This window comes from Candidatus Tremblayella phenacoccinincola (genome assembly GCF_002682985.1).
GTDB classification, from domain to species: Bacteria; Pseudomonadota; Gammaproteobacteria; order Burkholderiales; family Burkholderiaceae; genus Tremblaya; species Tremblaya phenacola_C.
In genome coordinates, this window is sequence record NZ_MKGN01000014.1 from 1 (window position 1) to 17527 (window position 17527).

Annotated in this window: 14 protein-coding genes and 7 tRNA genes; 10 read left to right on the forward strand and 11 right to left on the reverse strand. The window is 33.2% G+C overall.

All coding sequences use genetic code 11. From position 1 onward, the window contains the following. Nucleotides 1–359: 359 nt before the first annotated feature. A complete protein-coding gene (hisS, locus tag TPPER_RS00675; RefSeq protein ID WP_186787049.1) occupies nt 360–1604 on the forward strand; it encodes a histidine--tRNA ligase in 1245 nt (414 codons plus the stop codon). Between the two features lies 1 nt (nt 1605). On the opposite strand, the gene TPPER_RS00680 is transcribed toward hisS, so the two are convergent. Next, nucleotides 1606–2553 carry an RluA family pseudouridine synthase gene (locus TPPER_RS00680; protein WP_099336863.1) on the reverse strand — a complete coding sequence of 316 codons (948 nt, stop codon included), beginning with the start codon at nt 2551–2553 and terminating at the stop codon, nt 1606–1608. Between the two features lie 8 nt (nt 2554–2561). Here TPPER_RS00680 and TPPER_RS00685 point away from each other — a divergent pair. Then, nucleotides 2562–2633 (forward strand) — tRNA-Ile (locus TPPER_RS00685). 29 nt (nt 2634–2662) lie between these two features. On the opposite strand, the gene TPPER_RS00690 is transcribed toward TPPER_RS00685, so the two are convergent. Further along, entirely contained in the window at nt 2663–3916 is a 1254-nt protein-coding gene (locus tag TPPER_RS00690; RefSeq protein ID WP_099336864.1) for an amino acid kinase family protein, read from the reverse strand. Between the two features lie 71 nt (nt 3917–3987). Continuing rightward, a complete protein-coding gene (locus tag TPPER_RS00695) occupies nt 3988–5736 on the reverse strand; it encodes a proline--tRNA ligase (protein ID WP_099336865.1) in 1749 nt (582 codons plus the stop codon). 238 nt (nt 5737–5974) lie between these two features. Here TPPER_RS00695 and rplM point away from each other — a divergent pair, with 238 nt between their 5' ends. Beyond that, nucleotides 5975–6403, forward strand: a complete 429-nt coding sequence (gene rplM / locus TPPER_RS00700) for a 50S ribosomal protein L13 (RefSeq protein ID WP_099336873.1) — start codon at nt 5975–5977, stop codon at nt 6401–6403. Nucleotides 6404–6447: 44 nt separating this feature from the next. Further along, nucleotides 6448–8124 (forward strand): glutamine--tRNA ligase, encoded by a 1677-nt coding sequence (glnS, locus tag TPPER_RS00705; protein WP_420885372.1) that lies wholly within the window; start codon nt 6448–6450, stop codon nt 8122–8124. 2 nt (nt 8125–8126) lie between these two features. On the opposite strand, the gene TPPER_RS00710 is transcribed toward glnS, so the two are convergent. The 4 genes from TPPER_RS00710 to TPPER_RS00725 form a co-directional block, all read right to left on the reverse strand. Next, nucleotides 8127–10775: a valine--tRNA ligase gene (locus TPPER_RS00710; RefSeq protein WP_099336867.1), complete on the reverse strand. Its 2649-nt coding sequence runs from the start codon at nt 10773–10775 to the stop codon at nt 8127–8129. Between the two features lie 136 nt (nt 10776–10911). After that, nucleotides 10912–10983: transfer RNA gene (locus TPPER_RS00715), tRNA-Met, on the reverse strand. Between the two features lie 7 nt (nt 10984–10990). Then, nucleotides 10991–11061: transfer RNA gene (locus TPPER_RS00720), tRNA-Gln, on the reverse strand. 5 nt (nt 11062–11066) lie between these two features. Next, nucleotides 11067–11149 (reverse strand) — tRNA-Leu (locus tag TPPER_RS00725). A 54-nt stretch (nt 11150–11203) separates the two neighbouring features. Here TPPER_RS00725 and rpmE point away from each other — a divergent pair. Together rpmE and tsaD are read left to right on the forward strand one after the other, a co-directional pair. Then, nucleotides 11204–11407 carry a 50S ribosomal protein L31 gene (gene rpmE / locus TPPER_RS00730; protein ID WP_099336874.1) on the forward strand — a complete coding sequence of 68 codons (204 nt, stop codon included), beginning with the start codon at nt 11204–11206 and terminating at the stop codon, nt 11405–11407. 140 nt (nt 11408–11547) lie between these two features. Then, a complete protein-coding gene (gene tsaD / locus TPPER_RS00735) occupies nt 11548–12564 on the forward strand; it encodes a tRNA (adenosine(37)-N6)-threonylcarbamoyltransferase complex transferase subunit TsaD (RefSeq protein ID WP_099336868.1) in 1017 nt (338 codons plus the stop codon). A 49-nt stretch (nt 12565–12613) separates the two neighbouring features. On the opposite strand, the gene tyrS is transcribed toward tsaD, so the two are convergent. Together tyrS and tadA are read right to left on the reverse strand one after the other, a co-directional pair. Next, nucleotides 12614–13882 (reverse strand): tyrosine--tRNA ligase, encoded by a 1269-nt coding sequence (gene tyrS / locus TPPER_RS00740; RefSeq protein WP_099336875.1) that lies wholly within the window; start codon nt 13880–13882, stop codon nt 12614–12616. Nucleotides 13883–13971: 89 nt separating this feature from the next. Then, complete coding sequence (tadA, locus tag TPPER_RS00745) at nt 13972–14433, reverse strand: tRNA adenosine(34) deaminase TadA (RefSeq protein WP_099336869.1); 462 nt, start codon at nt 14431–14433, stop codon at nt 13972–13974. Nucleotides 14434–14649: 216 nt separating this feature from the next. Here tadA and TPPER_RS00750 point away from each other — a divergent pair. Further along, nucleotides 14650–14723: transfer RNA gene (locus TPPER_RS00750), tRNA-Val, on the forward strand. A gap of 18 nt (nt 14724–14741) precedes the next feature. Continuing rightward, complete coding sequence (gene pyk, locus TPPER_RS00755) at nt 14742–15770, forward strand: pyruvate kinase (RefSeq protein ID WP_099336870.1); 1029 nt, start codon at nt 14742–14744, stop codon at nt 15768–15770. A gap of 5 nt (nt 15771–15775) precedes the next feature. Here the strand turns inward: pyk and TPPER_RS00760 are convergent. Both TPPER_RS00760 and TPPER_RS00765 read right to left on the reverse strand, forming a co-directional pair. Next, nucleotides 15776–15847 (reverse strand) — tRNA-Ala (locus TPPER_RS00760). Between the two features lie 45 nt (nt 15848–15892). Beyond that, nucleotides 15893–15964, reverse strand: a tRNA-Ile gene (locus TPPER_RS00765). Between the two features lie 84 nt (nt 15965–16048). Between TPPER_RS00765 and TPPER_RS00770 the strand changes: the two genes are divergently transcribed. Together TPPER_RS00770 and cobA are read left to right on the forward strand one after the other, a co-directional pair. Further along, nucleotides 16049–16591: a precorrin-2 dehydrogenase/sirohydrochlorin ferrochelatase family protein gene (locus tag TPPER_RS00770; protein WP_099336871.1), complete on the forward strand. Its 543-nt coding sequence runs from the start codon at nt 16049–16051 to the stop codon at nt 16589–16591. 13 nt (nt 16592–16604) lie between these two features. Beyond that, nucleotides 16605–17399, forward strand: a complete 795-nt coding sequence (gene cobA / locus TPPER_RS00775) for a uroporphyrinogen-III C-methyltransferase (protein WP_099336872.1) — start codon at nt 16605–16607, stop codon at nt 17397–17399. The last annotated feature ends 128 nt before the right edge of the window (nt 17400–17527 follow it).

Consider the following 17527-nt stretch of genomic DNA (forward strand, 5'->3'; position numbering starts at 1 on the left):
ATATGATGTAGAGGAGCTAGCTGTTAGGAGTGTTAGGTGCGTTAGATCCACTATGGGGAGGTGGTTATGGTTGTCTAGTAGAAGCTGTTCCCCTTTATGGATATCTTATGTCTAACTACTTCTAACTTGGTTCTACTAATGCATTAATATATGTAGCTTAGGTTAGTCATAAGCAGATACCCCAGTCAAGACCAACACATCATAACACAGAGGCAAAAGAGACTTCAGGATACTTCAGATGTTCTTATTGGTTAGGTTCGGACAACCATCAGGCTCTTTCCCCCCCTCTTTCTGTTAGCACATATTATTAGGACTTCTTGATATGCTTCCTTGCTGCTGTTACTGCCCATATAAACCCGATGAAGAGCTATATATCAACCCAACCTATCCTATGGCAACCCATAGAAGAAAAGCTATTAAAGCTAATAACTAACTATTCCTATAAAGAAGTCAGACTACCTATAATAGAACACACCTCCTTATTCAAAAAGGCAATAGGAAGAACAACAGATATAATAAGAAAAGAACTGTTCAACTATGCTGATAAAAAAGGAAAAGGCTTTACATTAAGACCGGAAGGCACTACTGGTTGTGTGAGAGCTGGCATAGAGCTCGGTTTGATACATAATCAAGAGCAACGCAGCTGGTATATTGGTTCAATGTTTCGTCATGATAGACCACAAAAAGGCCGTTATAGGCAGTTTAACCAATTAGGCATAGAATGCTTCGGTCTCAAAGAACCAGAGCTAGATGCTGAGTTAATAATACTAACAAAGAACATATGGACTACGCTTGGCATAACTAACTACTTATCTTTAGAGCTTAATTCAATAGGTTCAATAGAAGAAAGAGAGACCTATAATAAAACACTAGCTATCTTCTTTAGTAATACCATAAAAGCCTTAGATAAAGCCTCATCTAGTAAGCTAGTAAAAGATCCATTTAGGCTTTTAGATAGCAAAGAATATGTTATTAAAAAGATAGTAAAGACTGCACCAACTATATATAGTTATTTATCTGACTCATCAAAAAGGCTATTTAATAGCTTATGTTTACTTTTAGATATTAATGGAGTTAAGTATAAGCTAAATAACTTCTTAGTAAGAGGGTTGGACTATTATAACAATACAGTATTCGAATGGGTAGAAGCCAACAATATTAAGTCACAAGCTACTATATGTGGTGGTGGAAGATATGATAACTTAGTAGAAAAGCTAGGTGGTTTCTCAACTCCTGCTATAGGCTGTGCTTTGGGTTTAGAAAGATTAGCAATACTAATAGATAATAACCTAAAACAAGATAATAAGCTAGACACATATATAATACCAACCTATATAGAAGCTAATGTAAAAGCAATGGTAGTATCTGAAACCATAAGAACTAATCTAACAAAGCTTAGGTCTTTAACAAGTTATGAAGAAGGTAGTTTCAAAAGAAAGCTAATAAACCCATATAACCATAACTCAAAGCTAGTAATAATAATAGAGACCGGTAAATATATAGAAGAGGTAATAGTAATAAAAGCATTAATAAATGGGAACCAATATATAATACCAAAAGATACCATAGTTAATGAAGTTAATAAAGCCATTCACCTAAACTAATCTATACTGTTCTGCTCTGCTCTCGTAATATGGTTAATATGGTTATTATATCATAAGTCAAAGGAGAGTCTAGCTTCATCTTAACAAACGTTACTGGATGCATAAGCTCTAGTTTAATAGCATGTAACACTTGATGGTTAGGCTCTTTTAGGTTATTATATAGATAAGAACTATATAGGCTTTTCCCATACGTTTTATCTCCAACAAAAGGATGTTTAACATAAGCCATATGTATTCTAAGCTGATGTGTACGTCCTGTTTCCAAAACAAACCGAAGCCTAGTATGAAAAGGAACCCTTTCTTTAACAAAATAGTTAGATATAGAAAGCTTCCCTCTAAGATCAGTTTTCATACATATCCTTTTAACAGGGCTTCTCAATATTGGTTTTACTATGCTGCCGGAAAACCATAGACTACCAAAAGATACTCCTTCATATTCCCGTATTAGCTGTTTTAAACGAAACAACTCAACTAGCTTAGTATATATAGTAATGTCTTTAGCAATGATTAACAAGCCAGTAGTTTCTTTATCTAAGCGATGAACAATACCAGCTCTAGGGATATATATAGTTGGTGGATAATAATATAGTAGTCCATTAAGTATAGTATATTCGTTGTTACCAAACCCAGGATGTAATATAATACCACTAGCTTTAGTTAAAACAATAATATAAGCATCCTCATATATTATATCTAACACTATTCTTTGTGGGTTTATAGAGAGGCTACCTTTATATAGAATCCTAACATCTATTAGATCTAAACCAAACAGTCTTATATTAGGAGTAAGAACCAATTGTTCATTTACTTTTACACTACCAAACCTAATAGCCTTTTTAAAAAGAGATCTAGAATAGGTTGGACATATGTTAGCTAAAAGAATATCTAAACGGCATGTCTTATTTAATAGACCAACATAGACATCATTATTAGGTTCAATCATATTCATATTAAGTTGGTCCTTTAGCTCAGTGGTAGAGCGTGCGGCTCATAATCGCTTGGTCACAGGTTCGAGACCTGTATGGACCAATAGCATATACATTAAATTCTAACGTAGCCTAGAACAAATGTTTGTGCAACCCGCTTAACGTACTCATTAAGTCTCTTTGTTTAACGACTGTTGTTAGCCTAATCTCTGATGTCAACAATGCTTTTACTTTTACTCCTAGCTTTAAAAGAATACTGAGAGCATAGCCTGAGTTCCGGAGTCCTAACCCAACAACTGAAACCTCTGATATCCTGTTGTCTGTTTGGGTTTTTGAGATCTCACAAAAGCGTCTTAGTCTCAATAGTATTTTACGTTCAAGCTTTTCCATATGATAACTACTCACTAAGAAGCTGAAGATAAGTCTGTTTAAGTCATTGGAGAAGCAGGATACAATATCTAACTTCGAATGTGTCTTGAAAAGAGCCTTTAACATAAGCCAACTAATTCTATTAGACCTAACAGACATAATGATATCTATCTGAGCTACTTTGTCCTGAAAGGTGATACTGGTTGCTATAGGTTGTTCCATTTGGTTCCTGTTTCGTAAAAGATTGAAATGAACGATAGTGTTAGTTTTCTGGCTTGAAGTGCTTTTCAAGAAGCTAGATAATATGGTTAAGCTAACATTGAACTTACCTGACAGAAGCATCGAACGAGTGTGTATCACTTTTGAACCAAAACTTGCAAGCTCAAACAGTTCTTCAAAAGCAATCAGACCAATCAGTTTACTTTGTTTAGTGATTCTAGGATCAATGGTGTACACTCCTTTAACATCAGTATATATTAAACAACCCCCTTTGAACACACAAGATAAAGCAAGCGCAGAAGTATCTGAACCTCCCCTACCAAACGTAGTCATCTTATGTAGGCTTAGTCCTTGAAACCCTGTAATTAAGATAGCTTTAATATTTGAGAAGCTCTTTCTTATGAGACCCGTGTTAACTAGAAGTATGTGTGAGTTGGTGTGTATGTGATCTGTGTATATTGGGGCTTGCCATCCAGTTAATGGGACATTGCTAACACCATCTTTCCAAAGGGCAGCAGAAAGAAGACCTACAGATATTTGTTCTCCTGCTGCTATAGTAAAGTCAGCAGACGTAAGATTAGGAGTTGGGTCTATCTTTTTAAGAACACTGACTAACCTACTAGTATTCCCCTGCATAGCCGATACAATAACTATTACCTTTTCTGTATGTGTAGTTGACTTAGCTATAAGCTTTGCAACATTCATTATTCTCTCTTCAGAAGCAACTGAAGAACCTCCATACTTTTGAATGATAAGCTTGGTCATTATGGTTCCTGTGTTATGGGTTTCTATGTACATGTTAGATAGTTTTTAGCTGCTTGTGGGATAAGTTGGGGGATTTGTCTAGGTTAGGTCTTTTTAATATATAGTTAACCTATGTTTAACATTAGTTCTTTTAATATGTAAGTGCTAATGTTATATATGTTTACTGCTTTAATATCACCAGCATATCGGCTTTTATATTCAACACTATCAAAAAGACTATTGTTAGTAACCAATATAATATGGTTTATGCCAATAAGTTCTATATCATTGAACATTACGCCTAAAGAAGATGCTCTATCATCTAATAAGACATCAATATTATAGGAAGCTAGTTTATTATATATATATTCTGCTATCTCTTTTATCTTTTCTATTCTATGCATATTTAAAGCTATAATCGCTACATGAAACGGTGCTATTGAGTTAGTCCATATAGTTCCAGCTTTGTTATAGTTTTGTTCTACAATAGACGCTATAGTACGAGAAATACCTATGCCATAACAACCCATTATTAAGCTTTGTTTATTACCTTCATTAACTTGTAGTCTATTATTTATTATATCAGAGTATTTTGAACCAACTTGAAATATGTGTCCTACTTCAATACTTTTATTCTTCTTTAAACTGCTTTCCTTTATAAACCATAAAGCACCATTATATCTTATTCTTATATCAGCTTGAATTATATTAGACAATAGTAAGTCTCTTCCCCAGTTAACACCATAAAAGAGACGGTATCTAATATTAGAACCAACTATAAAGTCACCCATAACAGCAACGGCTCTATCTATAATTAAGGGCATTGCTAAACTAAATAAGCCTATATCATATGCACTAGTTGGGGAATCTACGGTTACTAGCTTTAGGTTCTTTAGGTCTTCTATATTAGCATATTTTAGAGGAGTCTGTATGGTAGGAACTTTACCTAGCTTTATCTTATTTAACTGATGGTCTCCTCTTATAATAAGAACTATATATGGGTTAATTAGTTTATTAGTATGCACTATAAAAGCTTTTATAGTTTTATAAACCGAAGTATTAAAATAGACTGCTAACTCAAATACGCTTTTAAACTTAGTAGTAACTACTAGCTTTAGTTCTTTAGTAGGCTTTGGGTTTATCTTAAATGAAGGTAACGTTTCATCTATAACAACATTAGAAGCATAGTTAGGTTTCGTAGTAAACATTATGTCAGTCTCTCCAGAACTACCCAAAGCGAGAAACTCATGAGAGCTTCCATTCCCCATAAACCCAGCGGTTACTTTATTGGTCTTATACTTTAACCCTATACGTTTAAATATATTACTATAAGAGCTATACATTAAACTATAGGTAGCCTTTAGGTTCTTTTGGTTTATATGAAATGAATAGGCATCCTTCATAAGAAACTCTTTTGACCTAATTACACCAAAGCGAGGTCTTAGTTCGTCTCTAAAGTGTGTTTGTATTTGATAAAAAGATAAGGGTAGTTGCTTATGTGAAAGTATTTCATTATTAACTAACTCTGTAACTACTTCTTCATGTGTGGGTCCTAATACATGGTCTTTTTTATTACGATCAGTTATCTTTATTAGTTCTGACTTATAGTCTTTTAACCTACCACTCTTTTCCCAGATATTAACTGGCTGTATAGCTGGCATAAGTATTTCTATACAACCAACCTTTAGCATTTCCTTTCTAATAGTATTAGTTAGCATATATATAACACGCAGTCCAATAGGTAACCAAGTATATATGCCTGAAGATAGCTTTCTTATCATACCAGCTCGTAACATAAGCTTATTACTAACTATATCTGTTTCAGAAGATCTTTTCCTAAGAGTACAAAGAATATATTTGCTAGTACGCACCATATATAGAATCCAGTTTAGTTGCTATATATATAATAGTTGGTATAGCCTTTGGTTCAAAGTTGGTTCTTCCCCAAATATATATACCAAGCTTTTAACAGCTGGCATATATTAACTCAGTATATATTAACTCTATAGTCTAAAGTAGGTTCTATATATAACCGAAAATAAGATAGCTTTTCAATATACTAACTCTATTTAAAACCCATTATAGTTCTTTAACCCAGCCTTTATAATGCTAATGAAGTCCTTAAGCTTAAAAGATAAACAGCTAAAGAAAAGGTGGTATATTATTGATGCTTCAGGAAAGATACTAGGTCGTTTGGCATCAAAGATAGCCTGTATATTACGAGGTAAGGCTAACCCAACATATACTCCAAATATAAATACAGGAGACTATATAATAGTTATTAACGCTAAGCATATAAAGATAACAGGCAATAAATATAATAATAAGCTATACTATCACCATACCGGGTTTGTTGGTGGTATCAAATGCATATCTTTTAAGGACCTATCTAACAAAAACCCAAGAAAGCTAATAGAAAAGGCAGTAAAAGGAATGCTACCAAAAGGACCATTAAGTTCTGTAATACATGCTAATCTAAAAGTATATGAAGATGAGTCCCACTTCCATCAAGCACAAGACCCGAAGCTATTATTAGTTTAAGCTATGTAAAGGAACCCAGTTAACAAACAACAATGACATATGACATGAGTAACTATATGCCAACCTCTATTAACTATATTCAAAAGCTAATATTAAAAGATCTTTTAATAAACAAATACAAACTAATAAATACAAGGTTTCCTCCAGAACCAAATGGGTATCTACATATAGGACATGCAAAAGCTATATGGTTAAACTTTGGAATAGTAGAGACCTACAAAGGAATATGTAACTTAAGATTTGATGACACAAACCCAACAGAAGAAGCTATAGTATATGTGAAGTCTATAAAAAAGGATATTAGATGGCTAGGGTTCAAATGGAATGAAAGAACACTCTATTCTTCAGACTATTTCGATAAGCTATATATGTATGCAATAGGACTTATAATAAAAGGCTTAGTATATGTTGATAGCTTATCGCAGAAAGATATCAAGCTATATCGAGGTACTCTAAAAAGAGCAGGTATAAACAGTCCATATCGTAATAGAGATATAAAAGAAAGCTTAATATTATATGCTAATATGAAAGATGGAAAAGCATTCGAAGGTAAAGCATGTTTAAGAGCAAAGCTAACCATGTCTTCACCAACTATTTCTATGAGAGATCCAATACTATATAGAGTTAAATATATAAAGCATTATCATACAGGTAATAAATGGTGTATTTACCCTATGTACGACTTTACTCATTGCATATCTGACGCTATAGAAAAGATAACACACTCTTTATGTACTTTAGAGTTTCAAGATAATAAACAGCTATATAGTTGGTTATTAGCTAATATTAACATTGATATACAGCCTAAACAATATGAGTATTCCCGCTTAGCTTTAGAACATAATATAACATCAAAAAGAAAGCTAACCATATTAGTTAAGACCCATATAGTTGAAGACTGGAATGACCCACGAATACCAACTATCTCAGGTTTAAGAAGAAAAGGATATACTGGTAGTTCTATTAGAGAGTTTTGTAGGTGTGTTAACGTAACTAGACAAGCCAGCAATATTGAACTTAACGTATTAGAAGCGTGTATACGCGAAGAACTAGTTGTATATACAATAAGAATAATGGCAGTAGTTAACCCAATTAAGCTAATAATAATAAACATATCTAAAACCCATATAGAACTAATAAAGATAACATCCCACCCAACTATTCTTGAAATGGGTAACAGAGAGCTAGTATTTAGTAAAGAGCTATATATAGATAAGGCTGACTTTAGAGAAGTCCCACATAAACAATATAAAAGACTATCTTTAGGAAAAGAAGTTAGACTAAGAAACGCATACGTAATAAAAGCAGATACCATAGTAAAAGATATAAAAAAAGGACTAGCTAATATATATTGTACTTATGTTCCATATACGTTCAATAAAGCCCCAATAGACAATAGTCCTATATATGGTGTAATTCATTGGGTATCTTCAAAAGGTTGCATAAAAGCAGAGTTCAGAATATATGATAAGCTATTTAATATAAAAGACCCAACTGCCTCAATAAGCTTTCTTAATTACATATCTACAAAGTCTTTAGTAATATACATAGGTTTAGTAGAGGCTTATCTATTAAAGATATCTATAGGAGATAGGGTTCAAGTTGAAAGAGAAGGTTTCTTTTGTGTCAAAGCTGTTTGCTTTTCTAATATAACTATAATATTAAATAGAATAACCACATTAAACCATAGTCTAAGACTACCCCATATAAGAACCAAATGACCTCATATATACATAAACCAAACACCATCAGTTATATTAGATCCTGCTAATGGTTCTATATATTTAACAATAGAAGACCTAATAGAAGAACTATCTAAGTTAGCTAAATATATATATATAGAAACAGCTTCTTTATAAACAATATAGTAATCAGTTGATATATGTCTTGTTAATAAAACAGCTTTATTAAACCAGACTATAGGTAGTTCCTTTCTTATTGTTCTTATTATTGTAACTACCTTCTTAACCCACTCAATATATACATAAGCTCTTTTAGCAATAAGACTATTGTTATATGTTGGGTATGCTTGAATAACGATACTATCTTCAGCTCTTTTATCTAATAAAGAACTAATATTAACCCAGATAAGGCCTGTAATAAATGGAACTATTGGGTGTGCTAACCGCAATAATAACTCTAAAGCTACCAATAAAGTAAAGCAAGTGCCTTTAAACATCATATTACCAGAGCAGAGTCCTATCTTAGAGAATTCTAAATACCAACTACAAAGCTCATTCCAAACAAAGAACCATAAAGTGGAAACAACTATATCAAAACGATAGCTATCTAAATAAACCCGAAAAGACTTCACAGCTTCATTAAGAATATGTAATAACCACTTATCAGTTAAAGATAGTCTATGGTTCATTAGGAGATGTTCATAATACCTATCTTTAACATTAACTACAACAAACCTGCTAGCATTCCATAACTTATTACAAAAGCTTCTATAGTCTTCCAGCTTGTCCATAGACCAACATATGTAACGGCTATTAGAAGCTAAAGACACTAAAGTAATCCGTAATACGTCAGAACCATATGCTTTAACTCCAAAAGGTAGCTGCTTTTTAGTAGCATTTGTAACATCGATATATAGCTTAGAAACCATCATATTATTAGTTCTTTTTATAAGCAGCTCTTTTAGAGAAATACCATTTATTAAGTCTATTGGGTCTATAGTGTTTCCTTTGCTTTTAGACATCTTATTTCCAGCTTCATCTTTTATTAGACCAGTAATATAAACAGCTTTAAAAGGTAGTTGTGGGTTACCTCTATTATCTTTAACAAAATAGGTAGTAAACATAATCATACGAGCAATCCAAAAGAATATTATATCAAAGCCACTAATAATTATGCTAGTAGGGTGAAATGCTTTTATCTCTTTAGTATAGTTAGGCCAACCAAGGCTAGAAAAGGTCCATAATGCTGAAGAAAACCAAGTATCTAAAACATCGCTTTCTTGTTTAAGAAAGGAATTGCTTTTCAACCTATATATTATACGTACTTCTTTTTCATTATGTCCAATATACGCATCTCCATAGATATCGTACCAAACAGGTATTCTGTGGCCCCACCATAGCTGCCTAGATATACACCAATCTTGTATATTAGACATCCAACTATAAAACATATTCTCATATTGCTTTGGTACAATCTTAATTAGGTTCTTATTAACGAAACCTACTGCTTTTATAGCCAACCTAGTAGTACGTACATACCATTGTTTAGTTACCATAGGTTCTATAATAACACTACTACGGTCTCCATAAGGTACTAATGAACCATAGGCTATCTTTTTATCTAATAAGCTTAAACGCTCAAGCTCGGATAAACCCAGCTCACGAGTAACAAACCGTTCTAACCCATGGAATACATTAGGGATATATATGCTATTAAACCAGATGCTTTTATTATACCAACTAAATAGGTGGTCTTTTATACTTAAATAACATCCTTTAGTAAAAGCACATATCAAATATGTATAATGTCGTTTACCTATTCGAAAGCCACTAAACTCATGAGCAGTCGTAATAGACATACAGACAGCTTCTTTAAACATATCAATATAGGAGTCAGATATAATTGGAATACTTCGGTTTACTAATGGTAAGTCTACGCTTTTATTAGTTAAGCTTCTATATCTAGAATCAGTTGGGTTAACATATATACAAGCAACACCAACTATTGTTTCTGGACGTGCATTAGCTACTACTAAATAAGTAAGACCATCTAATACAGAACCAACATCTAATGGAATGCGTAGATACCACATAAAGCTATTCACTATACGCAGCTCTACTTCCAAATCAGATATAGCAGAACGTAGTTTAGGATCCCAGTTTACCATATAGTTATCTCGGTATATCAACTTATTTACATATAGCTTAATAAATGCTTCTTTTACTGCAAAGCAAAAGTCAGAGTCCATAGTAAACCGAGTTCGAGACCAATCAATAGAATTACCTAAACGGTGCATTTGACTATATATAATGCTAATATACTTTGAAACCCATTTCCAAGACTCAGCTATTAAACAACAACGCATATAAACAGTTACGCTTTTATAGTTAGAGTATATATCACGCTCAACTAAAAGCTGAGTAGCAATTCCGGCATGGTCTGTACCTACCTGCCATAATACATAGCTTCCCTTCATTCGTTGATATCTTATAAGCATATCCATAATCGACTGCTGAAATGCATGTCCTAAATGTAAAAGCCCAGTTACGTTTGGTGGGGGTATTACTATAGAATAACAGCTTTTACTTTCAGCTATATATATGATAGGAGAGGCATTAAAATAACCTTTTTCTTCCCAGCATATAGCTATAAGCTGTTCAATAGGGTTAGGACAATAGGCTTTTATCATTTCACTTTAAAGAATATCTATATATATTAGGCACGTTGTAAAATATAACTTAGTAATAAAACCCATTTATTTGCAGTAGAATGATTAATGCTTATGTTTATGCATATGCATACGCATACTTTATAACATATCAACTAGACTATGACTGGGTTTGAACCAGTGTCCTCAACGTTATGAGTGTTGCGTTCTGCCTCTGAACTACATAGTCGTATGCGCTGGAGTACCAGGGATCGAACCTGGGCTCGTGGGGTCAAAGCCCATTGCCTTACCTCTTGGCTATACTCCAAAGATTACGGGAAGCGAGGCTTGAACTCGCATACCAATAAAGCACTAGGCTCTAAACCTAGCGTGTCTACCAGTTTCACCATTCCCGCTAATAATATCATAATAAGAACCCCCAACATAAGATGCTCCCCCATAATAAAGCTATGAAAAAGCACATACACCCAACCTATAACAATATAAAAGCTATCTGCTCTTGCGGTAATATAATAAGCATCCATTCTACGTTAACTAAACCCGTATCTATAGACGCTTGTAATAGGTGTCATCCATTCTATACAGGAAAGCAACGTGTTCTTGATACTGCTGGTAGAGTAGAGCGCTTCAACAAAAGATTTAATAGAAGCTAGGGTTCACCCAATGTGGGAAAAGCAATGTGGGAAAGCAGCTAGCAGTTCAGAAGAGCATTAACAATAAGCATCTATTGGAACATAAGTAACACCAAAACACCAACTAACAAACAACTAACTACTTCTAGTCTGGTCAATCTATGCGGTTCTTAGGTATTGAAACATCTTGTGATGACACTGGAATATCTATAGTTGAACAAAATAAAGACTTAATAATAAGCTATATATATAACCAACTAAAAGACCACATAAGTTATGGGGGAGTTGTTCCAGAGTTAGCATCTAAAAAGCATTTAGAAGTAATAATAAAGCTAATAAAAAAGACTATCTTAAAACCTAAGCTAACTATAAAAAGCCTAACAGTGTTGGCATATACAGCAGGTTCTGGTATGTTTGGATCACTGCTTATTGGAACAACTATAGGATGTGCTTTAGCTTACTCATTAAATATCTCTTCTTTAGCAATAAACCATTTAGAAGGCCACATATTAACCCCAATGCTAAATAATAAGGTTTGCTTTCCATATATAGTGGCTATAGTATCTGGAGGTCATTCAGAAATGCTTTTAGTATATAAGCTAGGTGTCTATATACGTATAGGAAAAACAATAGATGATTCTGTTGGAGAAGTATTTGATAAAGCAGCGAAGCTATTAGAATTAAGTTATCCAAGTGGAATCTCTTTATCGAACATAGCATCCGCTGGAATACCAAATAACTATAGGCTACCTTATCCAATGCAAACTAAGCCAACCATAAACATTAGCCTTTCTGGTCTAAAAACATTAGTAACAACCCTATTAAAAAAGAAACTAAAGACAACCCAAACAAAAGCGGACATTGCAAAAGCTCTTGAAGATACAATAATAACTGTGCTTTTAAATATATGTAATAAGGCACTAGCTTCTAATAATGTTAATAGATTAGCAATAGTAGGTGGAGTAAGTGCAAATGGTTCCTTGAGAAACTATATGAAAGTCCTAATGAAACCTATAAAAGGAGCAGTATATAGTTCAGATATAAAGCTATGTTCAGACAATGGCGCAATGATAGCCTTCAGTGGGTTAACTAAAAACATTCCTATAAAGACCATAATAAACAAAAGCTTATCAGTTTTAATAAAACCAACCTGGAACTTAGCCTATAATATAATGTGAGTTGGAGCTTCTATTGAGCCTAACCCATATGGATAAACCTAACTAATAGCTATTCCCAATATATCAAACAATATTCTTTTATGCCTCGTCTAATCAAAGTATAAGAACCACATAATATATCAGAACCACAAAGCCTATAATTCTCTGAAAGCTGTTTTATGCCGTTAATAGCTATTGACTTAGAACAGATCATCCTTTTAGCTTGGGTAATAGAAGAAGCTAGCTTTAGTTCAACTAATACCTTTTTTAAACCTTTTAAGCTTAGTTCTTTTTTAAGCCTCATCATTGGAAGACCACCATTAGATAATTGTATAAGGTCAGCTTTATTAAGAACAGCATATTCATTAGAATATAAGCAGTTAGTAATCCGTTTAGCAGCTATTAGTTCTTTATTACCATGAACTATGCGTGTGACTTCTTCAGCTAATATATATTGAATACGAGAATAACTATAAAAGCTTTGGTATTTAAGAGCCTTAATATCAGAAGCATTCATTAACGTAAAATAGCTAGCATATCGAAAAGCATCTTCATCTGATACGTTGACCCAATATTGATAAAATATATAAGGACTAGTTTTATTAGGATCCAACCAAACTATATTATCTCCAGTCTTACTAAGTTTAGTGCCATCTGGGTTAGTTAATAAAGGCAATGTTAACCCAAAAGAGTCTTTATTATATAGCTTATATATTAAGCTTATGCCAGCAGTTATGTTACCCCATTGGTCAGAACCCCCAATCTGTAATATAGCTTTATAGTTCTTAAATAGATAAGCAAAATCATAGCTTTGTAATATACTATATGTAAGTTCAGAAAAAGATAAGGAAAGCCCACTCTTATAGATACGTTGCTTTATAAAGTCTTTGCTAATCATATTATTAATAGAAAACAACCTACCTATCTCACTTATAAACGTTAATAGCTTCATTGAATAAAACCAATCAAAGTTATTAACAACCAATATACTATCATTACTGCCTCTATTTAATATTGCTAATATCTGTTGCTTTAGTTTATTAGACCAAGAATAAGAGCTGTCTTTAATATCTAAAAGGCGTTCATTAATCCTAAAGCTAGGGTCACCTATTAACCCAGTGCCTCCTCCAATAAGAACTATAGACCGATGTCCAAACAGTTGAAACCGCTTTAAGCATAGAAGAGGCAATAGGTGACCAATATGTAAGCTATCAGAAGTGGGGTCAAACCCACAATAAAGACTAATAGGTTCAGCTAATCTATTAAATAGGTCCTTTTTATTTGTTACGTCCGCTATTAAACCTAACTCATCAAGCTGATGCATTATGCCACTAAACATATAAACCACTCCATAGTAATATAAGGAATTATGTAGTATCAATAAAACCCAAACAGATGCTTCTTTGGTTCCTAACAGAATATCAAGAGCTAAGACCTACAACAACGGAATAGTTTAGTTAGTTGTAAAGAGCATTCTTCTTGTAATACACCTGAAGTAAAAGATAAGTCCTGTCTAATATTAGTATAATGTCTTAAGCTATTGAAGTATCTAACAGCACCTACTTTATTATCATTAGCTCCATATATAATCCTACTAACACGGGCATGTATTATGGAGCCTAGACACATTAGACAAGGTTCTAAAGTTACATATATTACTGCCTCTAAAAAGCGATATGTTTTAATTAGTTTACCCGCTGTTCGTAATGCTAATACTTCAGCATGTGCTGTTGGGTCATTAAGATATATAGAAGAGTTCCATCCTTCCCCAACGATAACATCATTTAAAACTAACACAGCTCCAATTGGAACTTCACCTTTATATGCTGCTCGTTCAGCTAAGTTAATAGCATGTTTCATCCAAAAGGCATCTCTATCAAAAAGCCACATAGCACATATCCAGTTATGATGTTCATTATGCTTTATGTTTGAATACTTGTTCTAAATAAGCCTCTAACAGCAACCCAAGAAGCCTCCCCCAAAGTGGTTCACAGCTACTATATACATATAAACCCTAGAGACCTCTAACCTCTTCTACCTCCACTCCATAGAAAGAACTCAGCTAAAGACCTCAAGCTCCCCCCAAGTTCAATGTATAACCATAAAACATCCGTAGTTCAGCTGGTTAGAACATCACTATGACATAGTGAAAGTCAGAGGTTCAAGACCTTTCGGATGTACTTAAGTCATAGGCTCCTATGAAAAGAACTAAGATAGTATGTACAATCGGACCAAGTACTGAAACTATAAAGACTCTATCAAAGCTTCTAAAAGAAGGAATGAATATAATTAGAGTTAACCTTTCACATGGAACCCACAAAGAACATGAAGCTAAACTAAAAGCTATACGCTATATCCTAATAAAGAATATAAAGTACGCATCAGTTATGTTAGACTCCAAAGGACCAGAAATAAGAACAATGTGGTTAGATAATGGATTAGAAGTAAACCTAACAATAGGTCAAGAGTTTAGCTTAGTTAATAACCATAACATAACAGGAAATAAAAGCCTAGTCGCAGTTACATACAAACTACTAACAAAAGATATCTGTATTGGTAACAAGATTCTTATAGATGATGGTTTAATAAAGCTAGTCGTTATAGATAAAGCTAGAAGCATAATAAGATGTAGAGTATTAAATAACGGTAAGCTAGGAGAAAACAAAAGCATTAACATTCCAACTATTAACCTAAGCTTACCAACTCTATCAGAAAAGGATAAAAAGGATATCATCTTTGGATGTGAACAAAAGGTTGAGTATATAGCTGCTTCTTTTATTAGGAACCTAAGGGACATATGTATAATTAAGAACCTAATGCTTATGTATAAAGGAGAGTCCATAAAGTTAATATCAAAGATAGAAAACCAAGAGGGCCTAACTAACTTTAACGCTATATTAAAAAGAACATATGGAGTCATGATAGCTAGAGGTGACTTAGGGGTAGAAATACCAATAGAAGAAGTAATATTGGCACAAAAGCTAATAATAAACAAATGTAATCAAGCAAAAGTCCCAGTAATAACGGCAACCCAAATGTTAGAATCAATGGTAGATAACCCAAGACCAACAAGAGCAGAAGCTGGAGATGTAGCTAATGCTATTCTAGATGGTTCTGATGCGGTGATGTTATCTGGTGAAACTGCAAAAGGAAAACATCCAATAGAAGCTGTAAAGCTAATGCACAACATATGCATACGCACTGATAACCTTATACTATTTCGTTAATAGTCTGGAACTAGTCGGCTTCGAACCGACGTCACCTGTGTGCAAAACAGATATTCTACCAACTATACTATAGTCCCTCATATGGTTATGCTTTCAAGAAATACCAATAGAAGCTCCCCAACTAGACTTGACTGGGTTTGAACCAGTGACTTCATTCTTATCAAGAATGCGTTCTACCACTGAACTACAAGTCTATCCTAATAAACATATGGGACTTCTACTCTTAAAGATCTTAATATAGGCTAGCTAAGCAATAACCCAATAACAACATAAACTAAATGAAGTATTTACCTATATTTCTAAGAACCGTAAGCCTCAATATATATGTAATAGGAGGAGGCCTGATAGCAGCTTCTAAACTAAAAGCAATAAAAGCTATATGTTTTTCTATAACCCTAATAACAAACCCTATATGCAGCAATCCTAAAGTAAGAGTAAGCTGCTCTAATATATGTTGGCTAATAAAAAGACCTGAAGATATTAGTTTAAACAATAGTTGTTTAGTTGTCTTAGCCAAAAATGATATTATACTATATAAGCTAGCTAATAAACCTATATTAAATAACCCTAGGCTATTAAACATAGTTGATAGTATAAAAAGCTGTTCCTTTATATATCCGTCAATAATAAACAGGTGTCCAATAATAATAAGTATATGTTCATTCAATAGGTCTCCAACAATAACAAAGCATATACGCAATAAGTTAAAAAGCACAATACCATTAGTTACTAACCTAATAATAGATAAGCTATCAAGCTGGAGAACTAAGTTAACTATAAAGAAGGACAATAACAAAAAAGCCTTTTGGGTTTTTATTTAGGAAGCTTCTAAATATGATTAAGCTAAAACATAAGCCATACCTATATAGATCTATAAACCCAACTAGTAAACACTTAAACCCCTTAAAGACTATAAAGATAACAATAATAGGAGCTGGTCCAGGAAATAAAGACTTAATAACAATAAAGGGCTTTAAGTTAATAAAAGAAGCTAATATAATCTTATACGATAACTTAGTAAGTAAAGAAGTAATAAGTCTAGTTAGTAGGTCTACAAGAAAGATATACATAGGAAAGAAAGCAGGGAAAAAGCATATCAATCAAAAAGCTATAAATAAGTTAATAATAAGGTTAGCTAAAAAAGGATCCAATATAGTACGTTTAAAAGGGGGAGACCCATTCATATTTGGGAGAGGTGGTGAAGAGATGAAAGAGATATTCAATAGTAGCCTGCCATCACATATAGTACCTGGGATAACAACAGCAATAGGAACTACAGTAGGAATACCATTAACACATAGAAACTACTCTAATAGTGTTTCTTTTACAACAGGGTCTATATCCTATAAAAGCAAACCTAACTGGAGTCTAGACCTAAATAAGAAGCAAACAATAATAATGTATATGTATGCAAGTAATATAACTAAGCTAAAAGAAAAGCTATTAAAAAGTAGGTTCTCAAATAAGATCCCAATTGCAATAGTGTCTTCAAGTTCTAATAAAGACCAAAAGCTAATAATAAGTAATATAAAAAGCATAGAAAGCTTAACATATAATAATACAACACCATCTATACTTATAATAGGATATATAATAAACCTATATAGAGGCCTAACTACATTCAATTAATAAGAACATACCCTTCTAAACCTATTCTACCCCCCTTCTCTAACAACTAACCCTAAAAAGGAAAAGGACTAGATGTCTTTATGGGACGGCAGGTTTAAAGAAAAGCTAAACATAATGTTTGAACACTT

What these genes read in the sequence shown, in the direction of transcription:
- hisS (WP_186787049.1), top strand. Translation starts at nt 360, where the DNA reads ATGAAGAGCTATATATCAACCCAACCTATCCTATGGCAACCCATAGAA.
- TPPER_RS00680 (WP_099336863.1), bottom strand. Translation starts at nt 2,553, where the DNA reads ATGAATATGATTGAACCTAATAATGATGTCTATGTTGGTCTATTAAAT.
- TPPER_RS00690 (WP_099336864.1), bottom strand. Translation starts at nt 3,916, where the DNA reads ATGTACATAGAAACCCATAACACAGGAACCATAATGACCAAGCTTATC.
- TPPER_RS00695 (WP_099336865.1), bottom strand. Translation starts at nt 5,736, where the DNA reads ATGGTGCGTACTAGCAAATATATTCTTTGTACTCTTAGGAAAAGATCT.
- rplM (WP_099336873.1), top strand. Translation starts at nt 5,975, where the DNA reads ATGAAGTCCTTAAGCTTAAAAGATAAACAGCTAAAGAAAAGGTGGTAT.
- glnS (WP_420885372.1), top strand. Translation starts at nt 6,448, where the DNA reads ATGAGTAACTATATGCCAACCTCTATTAACTATATTCAAAAGCTAATA.
- TPPER_RS00710 (WP_099336867.1), bottom strand. Translation starts at nt 10,775, where the DNA reads ATGATAAAAGCCTATTGTCCTAACCCTATTGAACAGCTTATAGCTATA.
- rpmE (WP_099336874.1), top strand. Translation starts at nt 11,204, where the DNA reads ATGAAAAAGCACATACACCCAACCTATAACAATATAAAAGCTATCTGC.
- tsaD (WP_099336868.1), top strand. Translation starts at nt 11,548, where the DNA reads ATGCGGTTCTTAGGTATTGAAACATCTTGTGATGACACTGGAATATCT.
- tyrS (WP_099336875.1), bottom strand. Translation starts at nt 13,882, where the DNA reads ATGTTTAGTGGCATAATGCATCAGCTTGATGAGTTAGGTTTAATAGCG.
- tadA (WP_099336869.1), bottom strand. Translation starts at nt 14,433, where the DNA reads ATGTGGCTTTTTGATAGAGATGCCTTTTGGATGAAACATGCTATTAAC.
- pyk (WP_099336870.1), top strand. Translation starts at nt 14,742, where the DNA reads ATGAAAAGAACTAAGATAGTATGTACAATCGGACCAAGTACTGAAACT.
- TPPER_RS00770 (WP_099336871.1), top strand. Translation starts at nt 16,049, where the DNA reads ATGAAGTATTTACCTATATTTCTAAGAACCGTAAGCCTCAATATATAT.
- cobA (WP_099336872.1), top strand. Translation starts at nt 16,605, where the DNA reads ATGATTAAGCTAAAACATAAGCCATACCTATATAGATCTATAAACCCA.